Origin of the sequence: Streptomyces sp. NPDC006197, assembly GCF_040613865.1 — a bacterium.
Classification (GTDB): domain Bacteria; phylum Actinomycetota; class Actinomycetes; order Streptomycetales; family Streptomycetaceae; genus Streptomyces.
Genome location: NZ_JBEXSZ010000190.1, coordinates 1 through 14063 on the forward strand (window position 1 = coordinate 1; position 14063 = coordinate 14063).

Genomic DNA, 14063 nt, shown 5'->3' on the forward strand with positions numbered 1-14063 from the left:
GGGGCGTCGCCGTTCTCGTACTCCTGGGATCAGGCGCTCTTGAGCTCCTGCCGCTGCCGGCCGAGGCCCTCGACCTCCAGCTCGACCACGTCGCCGGGACGCAGGTACGGCTTGGGCTCCGGCTGGCCCATGGCGACGCCCGCGGGCGTGCCGGTGTTGATGACGTCGCCCGGGTACAGGGTCATGAACCGGCTGACGTACCGGACGACCTCCGCGACCGGGAAGATCTGGTCCGAGGTGTGCCCGTCCTGCTTGAGCTCGCCGTTGACCCACAGTTTCAGGCCGAGGTTCTGCGGGTCCGGCACCTCGTCGGCGGTGACGAGCCAGGGGCCGAGCGGGTTGAAGGTCTCGCAGTTCTTGCCCTTGTCCCAGGTGCCGCCGCGCTCGATCTGGAACTCGCGCTCGGAGACGTCGTGCGCGACGGCGTATCCGGCGACGTGCGCGAGGGCCTCCTCGTCGGTCTCCAGGTAGCGGGCGGTGCGGCCGATCACGATCGCGAGCTCCACCTCCCAGTCGGTCTTCACCGAGCCGCGCGGTACGAGCACGGTGTCGTCCGGTCCGACGACGGTGTCGGCGGCTTTGAGGAAGACGACGGGCTCGGCGGGGGTGGCCTGGCCGGTCTCGGTGGCGTGCCCGTGGTAGTTCAGCCCGATGCACACGACCTTGCCGATGCGGCCGACCGGCGGTCCGACGCGCAGCCCGGTGGCGTCGAGCGCGGGCAGCACGCCGGCGCCGGCGGCGCCCCGGATGCGGTCGAGGGCGGAGGCGTCGGCGAGCAGACCGCCGTCGATGTCGTCGACGAGGGCGGACAGATCGCGGAGGGTCCCGTCCTGGTCGAGCAGGGCGGGACGCTCGGCTCCCGGCGGGCCGACGCGCAGCAGCTTCATGGTCTTCTCCTTGTGGTCGAGGTGGGCCCGGAAAGGCCCAGAGGGTGCCCCGGCCGATGGAGTGCGGCCATCGGAGGATTGGTCGATCCTCCAAGACGACGGGTCACTCTGCAAGACCCCGTTCACACACTGGACCCTTACGCGGGAGTAACCAGGGCGGCCTGCGGCATGTCCCGGTAGAGGAAGGCCCGCTCGACGGCGGTCCAGGTGGTGCTGGTGACGATGTAGAGCGCGGCGGCCAGCGGCACGACGGCGACCGAGATCAGGGTCGCGAAGGAGAGCAGCGGCAGGTACCGGGCCATGCCCGCGGCCAACCCGGCGCCCGGCTGTCCGGGCTCCACCGCGACCGGCGCGGGCTGCCGCCTGGCCCGGAGGTAGTTGTACGTGGCGACGGCGGCGACGATCGCGAAGAGCACGAGGTAGACCAGGCCGGCCGGGCCGAGGACGCCGCCGTGGGCGAGGGCGTCGGCGTAGCGGTCGCCGAGCGGGGCGGCGAAGAGGCTGTGTCCGGCCATCCTCCCGCTGGAGAAGAGGTGGTACATCAGGAAGAACGCGGGCGCCTGGAGCAGGCTCGGCAGACAGCCCGCGTACGGCGAGACCTTCTCCTTGGCGTGCAGCTCCATGACCGCCTTCTGCAGCCGCTCGGGGTTCTTGGCGTGCTTCTTGCGGAGGGCGGCGAGCTGCGGGGCGAGCCGGGTGCGGGCCTTCTGCCCGCGGGCGGCGGCCCGGGAGAGCGGGTGGACCGCGAGCCGTACGAGCAGGGTGAAGAGGACGATCGCGGCGGCCGTGGCGGTGGTGGCGAAGAGCGGCTGGAGCAGGTCGGCGAGCCGCTCGACCAGGGAAGCGAAGACGTTCAAGGGAGCCCTCCGTGGGGTCTCGTCGTGCCGGGGCGTGGGAATTCGGCATGACGGGTCCGCGAGAGGTGCTTGTCGTACGGGTACGGGCTCCCTACGCGGCCGTCGGGAGGGGACGGCCGGGAGCGCGGGGTCTGCGACGGCCGGCGGCGTCGGGGTCCCGCTGGGGCAGGAAGGCGGTGCGCCGCTCGCGGTCGCGGATGGCGGTGCGCACGGCGGTGGGCGGTACGGCGGGGGCCGTACGGGCGCCGAGGAGGGCGAGGACGACGCCGGTCGCGGCGAGGGCGACGGCGGTGGAGAGGCTCGCGCCGTCGGAGAGGAGCAGGTCGGCGAGGGCGAGCAGGAAGAACAGCGGCGCGACGACGCGCAGAACCAGGTCCCTGATGGTCATCCCGTCACCTCCTCCTCTCGGCCGTCCGACGGTGAGGACGCACAGGAGGCCACGGAAGTTCCCGCACGGAAGAACATCCCTCGGAAGTTCACGGTTCCAGGGGAACGAGGAGGCGGCGGGGCCGGAGGAGGGCGCGGCTGACGGGATCGGCGGGGTCGGGGTCGAGCCCGGCGCCGGGCCGCATCTCGACGTCGGCGAGCGGTACGGGGAGGCGGCAGGAGGGGCATTCGCCGTACGGGCCGAGTTCGGTGCCGCAGTCGGCGTGGTGGAAGTGGCGCAGCGGTACGGCTCCGGGGACCTCGGCCCGGCCCCAGGCGCCGAGCGAGCGCAGGACGGGCCAGAGGGCGAGGCCGCGTTCGGTGAGCACGTACTCGTCGCGCGGGGGCGACTCCTGGTAGCGCCGCCGGTCGAGGACGCCGGCCTCGACGAGGGCCTGGAGGCGGGCGGCGAGGACGGCGCGGGGGATGCCGAGGTGGACGAGGAAGTCGTTGTAGCGGCGGACGCCGTAGAAGGCGTCGCGGACGACGAGCAGGGTCCAGCGTTCGCCGATGACCTCCAGGGCGCGGGCGATGGAGCACTGCTGCCGGGCGTAGTCCTTGCCGAGAGCCATGGGTCCATCGTACGCACAGCGGGTTCGGTGAACGAACCTTGCTGCTACCTTAAGGTTCATTCACCGAACTGACAGGTGGAGGACCCCGCCATGCCCCCGCTCACCGTCAAGGCCCCGCCCGGGTCCCGCACCCGCGCCGACCGCCCCCGGGCCACCCTCGCCGTCACGGCCGCGGCCACCGCGGTCGCCCTGATGAACTACACGGCGCCCATGCTGACCCTCCCCGACACGGCCGCCGCCTTCGGGACGCCGGCCTCGGCGCGGGCCTGGCTGCTCAACGGCACCCCGCTCGGCCTCGCCGTCCTCCTCCTGGTGGCCGGCAGCCTCGCGGACGCGCACGGACGGCGCCGGATCTTCCTCCTGGGCACTCTCACGCTCGGCCTCACCACGGCGCTCGGCGCGTTCACCGGCTCGACGCTCGCCTTCACCCTGGCCCGGATCGCCCAGGGCGCGGCGAGCGCGGCCGTCCTGGCGGGCAGCCTGGGCCTCCTCGCCCACGCGTACCCGACGGGCCGGGACCGGATCAGGGCCACCGGGATCTGGGGCGCCTCGGTGAGCGCCGGCATCGCCCTGGGCCCGCTCCTCGCGGGCGCACTGAGCCTGGCCGACTGGCGGCTGGCGTACGGGACGCTGGGCGCGGCGGCGCTGCTGATCGCGGCGACGGGAACACGGACACTGGCCCCCGACGCACGGAAGGACACCGGGGCGACACGCCCCGACATCGCGGGCGCGACCACCCTCGGCCTGGCCCTGGCGGCCCTGCTCACCGCGCTCACGCTGGGCCGCGACGGCTGGCTGCGGACCCCGGTGGCCCTGCTCCTCCTGGCCTCGGCCGCCCTGACGGCGCTGTTCACGGCGGTCGAGCACCGGAGCCGGGCGCCCATGGTGGACCTGGCGCTGCTGCGGCGGCCCGCGTTCCTGGCGTCGACGCTGGGGGCGCTGTTCACGGGCCTGGCGGTGATCGGCCTGTTCAGCGTGGTGCCGGCGCTGCTGCAGGGCGGGGCGGGGATGACACCGCTGGGCTCGGCGTGGCTCTTCCTCCTCTGGTCGGGCACGGCGTTCGCGGCGGCACTGCAGGCGCGCCGACTGGCGGGCCGGCTCTCCGCCACGTACCAACTGGCCCTGGGCTTCGCCCTGTCGGCGGCGGGGATCCTCGCCCTCCTCGGCGGCCTTGAGGGCCCCTGGCCGCGACTCGTTCCCGGTCTCCTGTCGGCGGGCGCGGGCAGCGGCCTCCTGAACGCGGCGCTGCCCCGGCTCGCGGTCGACTCGGTGCCGCCGGAGCGGGCGGCGATGGGCTCGGGCGCCAACAACACCGCCCGCTACATCGGCTCCTCGGCCGGGGTGGCCCTGACGCTGGCGCTGGTGACGAGGAACCCGGACACGGCACTCCTGGTCTCGGCGGTCCTGGCACTCACGGGCGCGGTGCTCACGCTCGCGCTGGGCCGACTCACCCGGCCGACACCAGCTTCGCCCAGACGACGAGCCGGTAGGCGCTGCTGAACTCGGGGGTGCAGGTGGTGAGCGTGAGATAGGCCCCTGGCTCCGCGTACCCGTACGAAGGCCTGACGATCGACCGGGGAACGTCCCGGATGACCCCGACGTCACGGGGAGCGGTCGACGCCAACACGAGATCAACACGGTAGACATAGGTACGCGCACGCGTACGCACGAGAATCCGGTCCCCTCCCTCCAGCCGGTTGATGTACCGGAAGGGCTCACCGTGGGTGTTCCGGTGCCCGGCGAGAGCGAAGTTCCCGACGCGCCCGGGCCCGGCGGTGCCGGGATAGTGCCCGACGTACCCCTTGTCGAGGACGGACCGCTTGGAGACGCCTTCGGCGACGGGGACGGTGAGCCCGAGCCGGGGGATGCGGAGGACGGCGAAGGCGTCGGAGGAGCCGGGGGAGGCGGTACGGGACGGCCCCGCGGTGCTTGAGGCCACGGAAGGCTCAGAAGGCACGGGAACCGGGGACTCGCCGGCCCCTCCCACGGACCCCCCGGGGGCGTCACCGGGAACACCGCTCTCACTCCGGACGGGGGGAGGGGTGCCCCACTCCCGCTCCAGGACGCGCACCTGGTCGAGGGCCTCGGCGCGGGCCTCCCGATTGGTCCACCAGAGCTGATGGACGACGAGAAGCAGGAGGAGAACCCCGCAGGTGACGACGGTCTCGGCGCCCAGCCACAGCGCGCGTGCGCCCGTACGAGATCGTCCTCCCCTCTGGACGACGACCGGCACCCGCTCCCGTTGCGTGACGCGCACGCGGGGCACGATAAGCGCTGGGGTGCCAACTCTCCAGGCCCGTACAGCAGTACGGTGGAGGGCATGCGCCCAGACACGCCTGCCGCCCACCTCACCGAAGCCGAACGTCTGCTGCGCACGGCAGCGCAGTACCCGGGAGACCGGGAGCCCCTGTACCTCCGGGCCGCGGCCCACCGCGAACTGGCGGGAGACCGCCCGGGCGCGACGGCCCTGTACGACGAGCTCCTCGGCGGGGAGCCGGCGAACCCGCACCTGATCAGGGCGCTGAAGGCGGCGAACCTGTGGGAGTACGGCCACGAGGCCGAGGCCCGCGCGATCATCGAGGGCCTCCGGCGGACGAAGCCGTCGGACGCGGCGGCGTGGGAGACCACAGCGGAGACGCTGGAGGCGCACGACGAACTGGAAGCGGCGGAGTCGACCCTCACGGAGGCGACGAAGCTCCTGATCACACCCCCCTGGGACGACCTCCCCCACGCCACCCGCTCCCTGATCACCACCCGGCACCGGATCCGCCGGATGCTGGCCCTGACGCACGACGAGTGGGACGACCTGGCGGACCGGCTGCACACGGGCACGGTCGGGCTGGACGAACTCCACGACCCGAAGCGCCTGTGGTCGCTCGGCTCCTCGGACCCGGCGGAGCTCCAGGCGGAGATCGCCCGCCTCCGCTCGGAACTGGGCACGTACCGCACGGCCCTCTCCCGCCCCTTCCCGGTCGCGGTCCTCCACTGGCCGGAAGCGGAACTGGACGAGCTCCTGGCGGCCTACCCGGAGCTGGAGGCCGAGTACCCCACGTACCGCGCCCACCTGACGGACATCGAGGCCTCCCTCCGCGAACTGTCCCAGGCGGGCACCCCGAACCTCGGCATCGTCCGCGCCACGGTCCCCTCCTACGAAGCCTTCGCCGCCTCGGAATCCACCCACCCCTCGAACGCCGACCTCCTCCCCCAGTACGCCACCACCCTGGCAGCCCGAGGCCGAGCAACAGCTTGGCCACCGGCCCGGGGGGCGGGGTGCTGGTGCGGGTCGGGGCGGGCTTATGGGGAGTGCCACGGGGCGGAGTGACGCACCGGACCTCCGGCAGAATGCAGATGTGACCGAAGCCGTTCCGTCCTCCCCCGCCGTCTCGGCCCGCATGAGCAGGCAGGTCAGCAAGGACACCGCCGCCGAGCTCGCGGTCCGTCGCCTGCTCCATGCGGCCGGCCTGCGCTACCGCGTCGAGTTCCCCGTGCCGGGCATGGCTCGGCGGCGGATCGACGTCGCCTTCACCTCTGTCAAGGTGGCCGTGCTGATCGACGGCTGCTTCTGGCACGGCTGCCCCGAGCACGCCACGCAGCCAAAGGCGAATGCCGAGTGGTGGCGGCAGAAACTCGACCGCAACATGGCGCGGGACAGGGAGACGACCGAACACCTGGAGGCCCAAGGATGGGTGGTTCTGCGTTTCTGGGAGCACATGCCGGCAGACGAGGTCGCCACGACCGTACGAGCGACGGTGGATCGGGAGCGCCTGAAGCGCATCGCCCCGAAACACGGCTTCCGAAGGGACGGGCAGGTGACGGATGAATGATCGACTTCGCTTCGTCGACCTGTGTTCCGGCGCCGGCGGGTTGGCGTCGGGGCTGGAGAGCGCGGGCTTCTCGCCCGTGCTTCTCCTCGACGACAAGCCTCAGGCGTGCGAGACCCTGCTCGCCAACAGGCCACAGTGGAACGTGGTGCGTGGGGACCTGATCGAATTCCTTCCGGACGAGCACCCGGAGACCTTCGACGTCGATCTTCTGTCGGCCGGGCTCCCGCGCGTGAAGGCCTCGGCAGCCGTGGGTCGTACCGACAGCGATCAGGAACTGCGGCTGCTCACCGCCACGATCTATCTCGTCCACTCGATCCAGCCGCGCGCCCTGCTGTTGGAGAACCTGCCCGCTCTCGTCGACTCCCCGACGTACGCCGGCATTCGCGATTTCGTCCGGGACGAACTCACCCATCTCGGTTATCGACTGTGCTGGTTCGTGCTCAACGCGGCGGACTTCGGGGTGCCGCAGGAGCGTCGGCAGGGCGTTCTCGTGGCGCTCAAGGAACCGTGGTTCGATGCCTTCGCGCCGCCCGAGCCGACGGTGGACGAGCCCGTCCCGGTGGGTCGGGTCCTGCTCCCTTCCATGAGGGCCCGGGGCTGGGGCGAGGCCGAGGTCTGGGCGGCCCAGGCGTCGACCGTGGCTCCGACGCTGGTGGGGGGATCGGAGAATCGCGGCGGTGCGGACCTCGGCCCGTCCGGTACGAAGCGGGCCTGGGCGCGCATGGGGGTGAACGCCGGCTCGTTGGCGGACGAGGTGCCTGGGCCGGAGTACGTGTGGCCGCGCTCGGCCGACCCCGCGCAGATGGTGAAGATCACAGTGGATCAGGCGGCCCTCCTGCAGTCGTTCCCCCCGGAGTGGCGAATCACAGGCCGCAAGACATCCCGGTACCGGCAGATCGGTCACGCCACGCCCCCGCCGGTGGGCAGGGCGCTGGGTGCGGCCATCGCGACCGCTCTGCGTTCTGTCCACAGGGCGTGACCGAGGCGTACTGGGCACCCCTGCCCGCCGGCTAGACTTCGGGCCCATGAGTCACGTCGAAATGCAACACTCCTCACCGGCGAAGTTCCGCATTCTGGATCTCTTCGCAGGTCCCGGTGGGCTCGATGTGGCTGCGCATGTCCTCGGGTACGAGGTGACGGGCATCGAGTGGGACGCCGGAGCGTGTGCGACCCGGGCCAAGGCGGGGATGGACACCTTCAAGGGCGATGTCCGTCGGTACCGTGCCGCCTTCTTCCCTCATGCCCAGGTGCTGACCGGTGGACCGCCGTGCCAGACCTTCACCGTCGCCGGGCACGGCGCGGGTCGCAGGGCGCTGGACGACGTGCTCCGCTACATCGATCGCCTGCACACAGTCGTACGCGAAACCGCGGATGCCCCAGACCCGCTGCCGGCCTGGAGGCAGGTCTTCCGCACCTGGCGGCAGATCCACGAGGAACTCCGGCGCAAGGAGGTCGAGGCCAGGGCGATCAAGGCCGAGAAGCGCGCGGTGGAACAGTCCAGGACCGAGAAGCGCAAGGCCATGCGAAAAAGACTCGAGGAACTGGGGAGCCCGTCGGAGGAGGCGAAGCAACTCCTGAAGGAGCTCAAGACGCCTCAGGCCCTCGAATTCCAGGATGCCGAGCTCACTCGTCTGCTCAAGGAATTCGGCGATCTCGACGGGGCGCTCGAAAAGCTGAAGGTCAGGCTCGAGGAGCTGGGCGACGAGCGGACCGGACTCGTCCTGCAGCCCCTCTGGTGGGTCATCGAGCGGAGCAGGCGACCTGGCTCGACGCCCTACGAGGCCGTCATCCTGGAACAGGTGCCGGCGGTGATGCGGGTGTGGGAGGAGTACGCAGCAGTGCTCGACACCCTCACATACCGGACCGCGACGCAGTTCATGCATACCGAGGCCTTCGGCGTCCCCCAGACCCGACGGCGCGCGGTGCTGATGGCCCGGTTCGAACCGGGCCGCCGTGACCCTCTTCCGCAGGTGGAGGAGACTCACGAGCTGTACCACCGAGGTTCCTCCCGCCCCGGGCCGGTGAAGGCGGACAAGGCCGACACGCTGCCTCTGGAGAACGCCGAGAACGAGAACGACCGCCCCCGGAGGAAGCCCGAGAAGTGGGTCTCCATGGAGACCGCGCTACGTGTCGCCAGGAAGACCGCGCTGGAGAACGCCCAGCACTTCTCGGGCGAGGTGCCGGTGCGCAGCCGTCCCCCGTTCACCGTCGTCTCCAACTACGGAACCGGCGGCGTGCCGGAGGCCCGTGGTCGGCGTGACCACGACGCCCCCTCCGCCACGATCACCGGAAAGGTGTCGCGGAACCGTGTGGTCCACAAGGGCACCGACACGGATCTCCCCGACAAGCTCGACCGCTTCAACCATGCCGAGGCCGGAGTGTTGCAGACATTCCCCGCCGCATACCCGTGGGACGGCAACGACGTGTCGCAACAGATCGGCAATGCCGTGCCCCCCAGGCTCGCCCTGAACGTGCTGCGACATGTGCTCGAACCCGACCTGGACGAGCGCGAGGTGGAGATCAGGCTGGACGAGAGCGTCGAGAAGCTGGTGGCTTGGAAGCCGGAGAAGAGGGTGAAGCCCCTCAATCACCGCGGTCTGAAGGGTCACCCGCTCACCGGCAGGTGACCCTCCCGCTCAGCCTTGCGCGGTCCGTCCTCTGACCGGAGCCGTCTCGAAGAGATCGGCGAAGAAGTCGGTGAGTGCGGCCACCGACTTCTCCGGGACGGGTTCCTCGTCGGGCCCGGCCGGCAGGGAGTGCCGTGGTACCGAGGGCGCCGTCTCAGCCCCTGCGACCCAGCGACGCAACGCCTCGGGGTCGCGCGGCTCGTCCGGGGCCAACACGTCGTAGACAAGGGTCGCTCCGGCGGCGTTGATCGCCGTCATGAGGCCTTCGATCTCACGGCCGGTGGTGGCGACCCCCCGCCCCAGGACACGGACCAGAGCCTGGGCTGTGGGCCGGTGGTCGATGAGGTCCCGCCGCAGAGCGGAGTGGATCAGGTCCTGGTTGGCACAGGCAGCCTCGACCGGCGAGTAGTCGCTCCCGTTGCGGAACATCTCTGCCGCCCACCACAGTCGCGAGAAGCACTGCCGATCGAGCGCGCCCTTGAAGCGTTCCGGATTGATCTTCGACCTGCTCGGGGAGATGTGCCGCCACGCCACGTAGTCCGGGGCGACGGCCAAGGCGAGATGGGTCCACAGCCTTCTGTCCGCCGCCTCCCGCCGCGTGAGGCGGATGGTCGCGTGGAGGCGGGGCGCCAACCAGGCATCGGCCTGGGTCCTGTTGTCACGGAACCCGTGCCGCGCGTCCTCCACGAGTTCCCTGAGCTGTTCGACCTCCCAGCGGGGATCGTCCTCCGGCAGCGGCTCGACGACCTTCGCGAGGTCCACTCCCCCGTGGCCCTCGGCCCCGTTGAGCAGGTCCTCCGTGAGGAAGGGGTCCGCCGCCGCCCCGGACAGCAGGCCGAGCCGGGGAGGGAGGTGGTGCGGTTTCTCGATCATGCCTTGTCCCCTCGGTTCAGCTGCTGAAGCCCGCGCAGGGCGTTGGTGAGCGCCTTGCTCGCGCCGGCGCGCCGCACGGCCGCGTAGTGGATGCGGGTCTGGAGCTCCACCCACCCCGCGTCGCCGGTACGCCGCCGGTGGACCCGGCGGAGTGCCTCCTCCACGTGGACGCCCGGAACGACGTCGGGCAGCATCTCCCGCAGCACCTCGCCCTGCCAGTCGGTGGGAAAGACCGGCGAGCCGTCGGGTTCCACCTCCAGATCGCCCACGGCACTGTGGAACACCGCGGTCCAGACGTCGGTGGCCATCTGGGCGACGAGCATCTCGTGGACCTTGCTCTCGAGACCCCCGCTCTCGGCTCCCAGCAGGTCGGAGAAGCCCTCGATGTCTCCGTTGATCAGGACCGTGGGCAGCCGTCCCGAGGCATCCACGATCCAGGGCGCGTCCGAGTAGGGGCGCAGCCACTCCCGGGAACTCTTCGAGAAACTGACCTGCTTCACATCGAGACGCAGGCCGCCGAGCGGTTCCTCCGCGGCGACGTCGACGGTCCAGTCCTCGTCGGTCTCCGCGATCGACCTGCCCGGCACACCGTCGACCGTGGCGACGGCCAGAGCCGCGAGCGTGGCGCGGCCGACGTGGTCGTCGCGGAGCACCTCGACGGCCCCCGACCACTCCTTGCTCCCGGGGGCGTCCTGCCGGAGGTCGACGGCGGTGCGCACGTTCGTCTCACCGTCGGTGAGGACGGCCAGGACACGCAGCTCGGTCCACGGGGCGTCATCGGAGTCGACACCCGGCGGCAGGGTGGCGGACAGGCCGATCCTGGCCGACTCCCAGTCCGCGTGCTGCGCCACGCCCAGAGCGACGGTCCGCTGCTGGTTGGAGTACGCCGAGGTGTCCAGATGGTCGCGGTTTCCGTCGGGCAGTCTGAGCGCGGCGGAGGTCACCCGCAGGGTGATCGGGCGGATGACTCGCTTGTACGGGTAGAACTTCATGGCTCACTCCCCCTTGCCGGCACGCAGTTCGAGCACGAGCCGTGTGAGCGCGGTACGGACCGGATGGCTGGTGACGTCGGTGCAGCCCTTGAACACGGCGCGCCTGGCGCCGGGCGAGAAGCGGAGCACACCGTCCTCGACCTCGCAGCCGTCCACGGCGACGAGCTCCGCCCAGTCGAGTCTGGGACGGCTGCCCGACCTCACGTCGAGCAGGACCGTCGGCGTCATGCTGGGGAGCTCATCGGCGCGGGGAAGCTTCACCTCTGCGGTGATCTGCCACTCTCCCGCCTCGCCGATCGAGGCCTCCAGAGCATCCAGCTCCGGCAGACCCGCCCCCGCTGCGCGCCGGGGTGTCGCGGCCTTCCGTGGGACGGTGAGCGCCTTTCGCAGCTTCGTGCCCCCTTCACCGGCGGAGCGTTTCGGCTTGGCGACCAGTTCCTTCACCGCCGCGTTGACCTCGGTGGTGAGCCTGCTGATGCGGTGGTGGGCGGTGTGCGACCAGCGCAGGGTCAGCTCCTCCGTCTGTCCCCAACGGTCGTGCTCGGGCGGCTCGGCCGCACGCAGAAAGTCTTCGGCCTCCTCGGCGAAGGGGACCGATTCCCCGGCAGCGTGTCCCGTGAGGAGAACGGCCTGGAAGGCATTGACACCGAGGGGCAGTCCCGCGACCCCGGACTTCTTGATGGTCATCCGGTTGCCGCGCAGCGAATGGACCTGGTTGGGGACGCCGTCCGCGTCCTCGGCGTCCGTGACCAGGAGCACGGCCTGGTGGGTGCCGAGCGTACCGCGACGCCCGCCTGCGAGAGGCAACTTGAACGGGACCGTCCGGAGGGCGACCTGACCGGCCTCCGTGAGCCGGTCCACGGTCGTTCCTTCGTAGAAGGCACGTAGGGCCCTGGTACGGGACGGTTGGGTGACGGTGGGGTCGACCTTCTCCTCCTCGATGACGACCTCGCCGTTGCGCAGGGTGCGTACCGAGGTCTCCAGGAGAGGGAGCCGGTTTCCGCCAGCGGTCATCGCGGCCCAGAAGTCCCGCCCCAATGCCTCGACCAACCGTCGGTGCATGGCTCGGACGTCCCGGGTCCCGTCGTCGTCGGCACCGTCCTCCTCGTCGGCGTCGAGGTCGACGGTGCTCTGGTCGAGGCTGGCCACGTCGTGGGCGCCGACGATGAGGAAGGAGGTGCCGGGTTCGTCGCTGTCGCGGGTGAGGTGGAGGCTCGCGACCGTCTCCTCGTCCGCCCACCAGGAGCGGGCCACCTGCGCACCCGGACTGTCCGGATCGGGGCGCCCCAGCCACGCGGGGCCCGCGTACGCCTGTCCGTCGACGGAGCGCCAGGGCAGCTCCAGTCGACCGATGACACGACGCTCGGTCCGGCCCTCGTGGGGGACGGAGAGCGTGGAGTTGATGAGGACCATGCCGAGCGCGCTGGTCGCCCAGAGGGTCGCCTTGCCGAGGCCGTAGGAACCGCCCGCACCGCGACCGGACTTGAGGCTCTCCAGCTGGCGACGGACGACGGCGGCGAACTTGCCGTCGTCGTAGTCGTCGCCGGTGAGGCCGGAGGCGTTGTAGTCGTCGATGCGGAGAAGGACGAGGCGTCCCTTCTCGAACATGTCGCGCACGCCGGCGTCCACCACGCGTCCGACCTTCTGGTGAGAGGCGGCCTGCGAGACGGACGAGTAGTGGGGGTGGAGGTCGTCCCAGAGGATCGCCTTGCGGAAGGCGTCCAGCATTCCGCCGGTGAGCTCGTGGATGGTGTACCGCACACGCACAGGGCGACCGTTTTCGGCCAGCCGCTCGTCCAGGCTGTTCTGGCACGTCTCCCGGGCGAGCACCTGGACGTCGGCGTCGAAGGCGAAGGCCGCGGCATTGCCCCCGTCCCGTCCGCCGTCGTGATAGCCGGGCCGGTGGTACCAGGTGACGGGAAGCCCGGCCTGGGTGTCGGTGGTGCGCGTGTGCACCGTCCCGAGGTCGGTCCCGAGGGCCTTGGCGATCTCCGCCATGACGGTCGGGCGCGGGACCGATCGCTTGGTGATCCACGCCGAGACCGCGGCCCGGGTCAGCCCCAACTCTTCGGCCAGCTCCGCCTGGGACTTGCCAGCGAGCCTGAGTTGACGGGCCAACCATGGCCCGAACTCCTCGCCTGTCTCCACGCGACCACCCCACTCCTGCCTGTGACTACGGACACGGGCAGGCTAATTTGACACAGAAGATCTTGTCAATCAGAACTTGACATCTTCAGCCGCCAGAGAGCCTTTACAGCGTCGACCGAATTGCATCTATTTTCTCCGCAATGCCCGTTTTGCAGTCAACTGTGCGACCGCTCGATACGGAATCCGCAATTCCATTGATGGAGAAATAGCGAACCGCCTGGCGCCCCGGGGAGGTTTCCCCTACATTCAAGGAGCCGGAAAAGGTGATCCCACCTGGAAAGCCTCCGACGGAAACGTGGGGAGAACTCCACCCTTTTCCACCCCACCCCTTCGTCGACGCACGCCCCAAAGGGCTCCACGAGAAGCCCTCACGAGGGTCGGCGTGACCAGAAAGAATTCCTCTGGTATTTTCCTCATTCTGCTCGGAGCGGCCGCCATGCACGGCTGTCCGGGCGGCGGTGCAGCGTATCGAAAAACACTTCGAATAAAGGGATGGTGATTCACCGTGGATGATTCTTCGGAGGTGGCTGATTCGTACGGATTCGCCCATTGTTCGGCCGCTTCGAGCGGTCGGGAGTTAAGCTCCGTCCAGCTGGCCTGGAGCATGGCGTCCACCGACGTGGAACGGAAGCAGGTCACCGACGACCACGGAACGACGAAAGAGGAGCTCAGGGAAGTCCACGGCCTCGACGTCGAACAGTACGGAACCGCCGACCACGGCGGCTGACACCGGCCTGTGCAGCACTGTGCGACGGGCCGGCCTTGTGCGGGTCCCGGCATCCGGTGCTGGGCGCGGACGGGGTGGAGCCCCGGACGCCGGAGGACCTGGACGGGTGGATCGCGGCCGAGGTGGCCGG

General features: G+C 70.6%; 14 protein-coding genes. 6 read left to right on the forward strand and 8 right to left on the reverse strand.

The features are described from left to right. Window positions 1-29: 29 nt before the first annotated feature. From ABZ318_RS35835 to ABZ318_RS35850, 4 genes are all read right to left on the reverse strand, one after another. The gene (locus tag ABZ318_RS35835; protein WP_356906609.1) at window positions 30-887 is read right to left on the reverse strand and encodes a fumarylacetoacetate hydrolase family protein; all 858 of its coding nucleotides are present in this window, start codon (window positions 885-887) and stop codon (window positions 30-32) included. Window positions 888-1024: 137 nt separating this feature from the next. Next, window positions 1025-1744, reverse strand: a complete 720-nt coding sequence (locus ABZ318_RS35840; RefSeq protein WP_356906610.1) for a YidC/Oxa1 family membrane protein insertase — start codon at window positions 1742-1744, stop codon at window positions 1025-1027. Between the two features lie 91 nt (window positions 1745-1835). Next, entirely contained in the window at window positions 1836-2132 is a 297-nt protein-coding gene (locus ABZ318_RS35845) for a DUF6412 domain-containing protein (RefSeq protein ID WP_356906611.1), read from the reverse strand. Window positions 2133-2220: 88 nt separating this feature from the next. Next, the gene (locus ABZ318_RS35850; RefSeq protein WP_356906612.1) at window positions 2221-2742 is read right to left on the reverse strand and encodes a helix-turn-helix domain-containing protein; all 522 of its coding nucleotides are present in this window, start codon (window positions 2740-2742) and stop codon (window positions 2221-2223) included. Between the two features lie 90 nt (window positions 2743-2832). Here ABZ318_RS35850 and ABZ318_RS35855 point away from each other — a divergent pair, with 90 nt between their 5' ends. After that, entirely contained in the window at window positions 2833-4242 is a 1410-nt protein-coding gene (locus ABZ318_RS35855; protein ID WP_356906613.1) for an MFS transporter, read from the forward strand. Here the strand turns inward: ABZ318_RS35855 and ABZ318_RS35860 are convergent. Beyond that, a complete protein-coding gene (locus ABZ318_RS35860; RefSeq protein WP_356906614.1) occupies window positions 4190-4999 on the reverse strand; it encodes a class E sortase in 810 nt (269 codons plus the stop codon). The two genes, ABZ318_RS35855 and ABZ318_RS35860, sit on opposite strands and share 53 nt — an antisense overlap. A gap of 63 nt (window positions 5000-5062) precedes the next feature. Between ABZ318_RS35860 and ABZ318_RS35865 the strand changes: the two genes are divergently transcribed. The 4 genes from ABZ318_RS35865 to ABZ318_RS35880 all read left to right on the forward strand — a co-directional run bounded on the left by ABZ318_RS35865 (window position 5063) and on the right by ABZ318_RS35880 (window position 9193). Continuing rightward, window positions 5063-6064, forward strand: a complete 1002-nt coding sequence (locus ABZ318_RS35865; protein WP_356906615.1) for an SEC-C domain-containing protein — start codon at window positions 5063-5065, stop codon at window positions 6062-6064. A gap of 70 nt (window positions 6065-6134) precedes the next feature. Next, window positions 6135-6566 carry a very short patch repair endonuclease gene (locus ABZ318_RS35870; protein WP_356906622.1) on the forward strand — a complete coding sequence of 144 codons (432 nt, stop codon included), beginning with the start codon at window positions 6135-6137 and terminating at the stop codon, window positions 6564-6566. Then, entirely contained in the window at window positions 6559-7545 is a 987-nt protein-coding gene (locus ABZ318_RS35875) for a DNA cytosine methyltransferase (protein ID WP_356906616.1), read from the forward strand. Before ABZ318_RS35870 ends, ABZ318_RS35875 begins: the two co-directional genes overlap by 8 nt. A gap of 46 nt (window positions 7546-7591) precedes the next feature. Beyond that, window positions 7592-9193 carry a DNA cytosine methyltransferase gene (locus tag ABZ318_RS35880; RefSeq protein WP_356906617.1) on the forward strand — a complete coding sequence of 534 codons (1602 nt, stop codon included), beginning with the start codon at window positions 7592-7594 and terminating at the stop codon, window positions 9191-9193. 9 nt (window positions 9194-9202) lie between these two features. Here ABZ318_RS35880 and ABZ318_RS35885 read toward each other — a convergent pair whose 3' ends face one another. Genes ABZ318_RS35885 through ABZ318_RS35895 form a run of 3 tightly spaced genes read right to left on the reverse strand, consistent with a single transcriptional unit; the run spans window position 9203 to window position 13206 of the window. Then, window positions 9203-10066, reverse strand: coding sequence for a DUF6339 family protein (locus tag ABZ318_RS35885; protein WP_356906618.1), 864 nt, complete (start codon window positions 10064-10066; stop codon window positions 9203-9205). Further along, window positions 10063-11058 carry a hypothetical protein gene (locus tag ABZ318_RS35890; protein WP_356906619.1) on the reverse strand — a complete coding sequence of 332 codons (996 nt, stop codon included), beginning with the start codon at window positions 11056-11058 and terminating at the stop codon, window positions 10063-10065. Before ABZ318_RS35890 ends, ABZ318_RS35885 begins: the two co-directional genes overlap by 4 nt. 3 nt (window positions 11059-11061) lie before the next feature. Beyond that, window positions 11062-13206 (reverse strand): helix-turn-helix transcriptional regulator, encoded by a 2145-nt coding sequence (locus ABZ318_RS35895; RefSeq protein ID WP_356906620.1) that lies wholly within the window; start codon window positions 13204-13206, stop codon window positions 11062-11064. A gap of 523 nt (window positions 13207-13729) precedes the next feature. On the opposite strand from ABZ318_RS35895, the gene ABZ318_RS35900 reads away from it, so the two are divergent. Then, the gene (locus tag ABZ318_RS35900; RefSeq protein ID WP_356906621.1) at window positions 13730-13933 is read left to right on the forward strand and encodes a hypothetical protein; all 204 of its coding nucleotides are present in this window, start codon (window positions 13730-13732) and stop codon (window positions 13931-13933) included. Window positions 13934-14063 lie beyond the last annotated feature (130 nt).

Excerpts from the sequence above, each read along its gene's own strand:
- ABZ318_RS35835 (WP_356906609.1), bottom strand. The coding sequence starts at position 887 with ATGAAGCTGCTGCGCGTCGGCCCGCCGGGAGCCGAGCGTCCCGCCCTG.
- ABZ318_RS35845 (WP_356906611.1), bottom strand. The coding sequence starts at position 2,132 with ATGACCATCAGGGACCTGGTTCTGCGCGTCGTCGCGCCGCTGTTCTTC.
- ABZ318_RS35850 (WP_356906612.1), bottom strand. The coding sequence starts at position 2,742 with ATGGCTCTCGGCAAGGACTACGCCCGGCAGCAGTGCTCCATCGCCCGC.
- ABZ318_RS35855 (WP_356906613.1), top strand. The coding sequence starts at position 2,833 with ATGCCCCCGCTCACCGTCAAGGCCCCGCCCGGGTCCCGCACCCGCGCC.
- ABZ318_RS35865 (WP_356906615.1), top strand. The coding sequence starts at position 5,063 with ATGCGCCCAGACACGCCTGCCGCCCACCTCACCGAAGCCGAACGTCTG.
- ABZ318_RS35870 (WP_356906622.1), top strand. The coding sequence starts at position 6,135 with ATGAGCAGGCAGGTCAGCAAGGACACCGCCGCCGAGCTCGCGGTCCGT.
- ABZ318_RS35875 (WP_356906616.1), top strand. The coding sequence starts at position 6,559 with ATGAATGATCGACTTCGCTTCGTCGACCTGTGTTCCGGCGCCGGCGGG.
- ABZ318_RS35880 (WP_356906617.1), top strand. The coding sequence starts at position 7,592 with ATGAGTCACGTCGAAATGCAACACTCCTCACCGGCGAAGTTCCGCATT.
- ABZ318_RS35885 (WP_356906618.1), bottom strand. The coding sequence starts at position 10,066 with ATGATCGAGAAACCGCACCACCTCCCTCCCCGGCTCGGCCTGCTGTCC.
- ABZ318_RS35890 (WP_356906619.1), bottom strand. The coding sequence starts at position 11,058 with ATGAAGTTCTACCCGTACAAGCGAGTCATCCGCCCGATCACCCTGCGG.